Origin of the sequence: Mesorhizobium sp. YC-39, from assembly GCF_025753795.1 — a bacterium.
Classification (GTDB): Bacteria; Pseudomonadota; Alphaproteobacteria; order Rhizobiales; family Rhizobiaceae; genus Mesorhizobium.
Window position 1 is genome coordinate 1 of record NZ_JAOWPS010000035.1, and the last position, 713, is coordinate 713.

Below are 713 nucleotides of genomic sequence, written 5' to 3' on the forward strand. Positions count from 1 at the left end.
CCCCATGAGGCACGACAATGGTTTGCCGAGCGGGCCATCTTTGGCATCTACGAGGGCGTTCACCACGAGCTCAGGCGAGACATCGGTAACCTGTTGAACCAGGACCAGGTGCGTGGCCAGGACATCCAGGACACGCTCGCCAGGGCGAGACATGAGATCGAGGTCGCCAGACATCCGGTCGCCCGCGAAATGGCCGCGTTGCTCGCCGCCGACCTCGAGGCCTGGGCCGCGAGCACGCATGAGCAAGTCCCGCCCGAGACGGTCGAAAGCGTGAACGACGCAAACGACGCAAACCCTGAGCTCAGTGCCGCGCTGTGCGCGCTGTTCGCGGAACTGGCTGAGACCTATGCGGCAACTCCCCAGCCACGAGAGCGCGTCCAGCTTTTGCTCGATCACTATCGTGCGCGCATCGATCCGCGCCCGGATGGCTACAATCCCGACGACCTCGTCGAAAGCGCAAACAACCTCCTGAGCCTGGGCATCAAGGTCGGCACCGACGCCTACAAATCCGACACCGGCGCCCGCCTGTTCATGAAGAAGAGCGAGGAGCTGCAGCGGCTGCTGCATCAGACGCCGGGCTTGAAGTCGGTGCCCTACGTCAAGGGTCTGGCTGCGACCCTCAACCAGGGCAGGCTCGATGTCGATGCGACCCTGGAGGACCTGAAGGACAATCCCACGCTGACGGCTTCAATCATGGAGACCTCGATCAAGCT

General features: G+C 63.3%; 1 pseudogene. It reads left to right on the forward strand.

Annotated elements, in window-relative coordinates:
• Nucleotides 1-713 (forward strand): annotated as a pseudogene (locus OHD62_RS35560) (hypothetical protein); the annotation flags it as partial.